1 pseudogene is annotated in these 961 nt (G+C 64.2%); it reads left to right on the forward strand.

Annotated elements, in window-relative coordinates:
• Positions 1 to 961, forward strand: a pseudogene (locus EN914_RS40230) (serine/threonine-protein kinase); the annotation flags it as partial.

Here is a 961-nt window from a genome sequence, read left to right on the forward strand (position 1 = left end):
CCTCGCCTCCGGCCTGAGCGCCGTGCACCAGGCGGGAGCAATACACCGCGACCTCTCGCCCGATAACATCATCTTGCCGGGAGGCCGGGTCGACCGCGCGAAGATCATAGATTTCGGTATCGCCCGGTCGGCGAGTGTCGGCGGTGAGACCCTGATCGGCGGAAAGTTTGCGGGAAAATACAACTATGTTTCACCCGAACAGCTCGGGCTCTACAGCGGCGATGTCAGTGAGCAATCCGATATCTACAGCCTGGGGCTGGTGCTGGTTGCCGCCTTGCGCGGCAAGCCAATCGATATGAGCGGATCGCAATTCGAGGTCATCGAAAAGCGCCGGACCGTGCCTGATCTCACCGACATCGACGATGATTTTCGTGACATCGTTGAACCCATGCTGCAACCGGATCCGCAGGACCGGCCGGTTAGCATGGCGGAAATCGCCAGGATGACGCGTGACGAAAACGAGGAGACAACCCCGCCGGCGTCCATCACACCCCGCGATCGGTCGGCTTTGCCGCGAACCTTTGCATCCGGCAGCAAAACCCAGGCACGATCACACAATGTTGAAAGGCACGACGACGCAGCCGCAGCGGGCCCAGGCGGACAGCCCTTCGTAGAGCACGTGCGGCCCGCGCATTTGTTCGAACGGCCGCCTGCGGCGCCGATGCCGCGCGAGGCCACGGCGCGTTTGCCTGGAAGGTCCACAAGACCCGAACCCTGGCGATCGCTGCCTTGGCGATGCTGGCTGTGGCCTCCGGCGCGGGCCTTTACCTGGGCGGCTTCATGACGCCTGCCACACCGACTGCCGGCAAGACATCGCTTTTGGCACCGGAGCCGTCCAAGCTCCCGCCCGGCCTGTCAAAGCCGCCCCTGGCGGACTCTGCCGCCCCTGAGCCGGCAAAGGCAGTTTCGCCCGTGCAGGCCAGCGGACAGGCGGCTGAAAATCCGGCAGATACGTTGGGGG

It is taken from the genome of Mesorhizobium sp. M7A.F.Ca.CA.001.08.2.1 (genome assembly GCF_003998455.1).
Lineage (GTDB): Bacteria > Pseudomonadota > Alphaproteobacteria > Rhizobiales > Rhizobiaceae > Mesorhizobium > Mesorhizobium ciceri.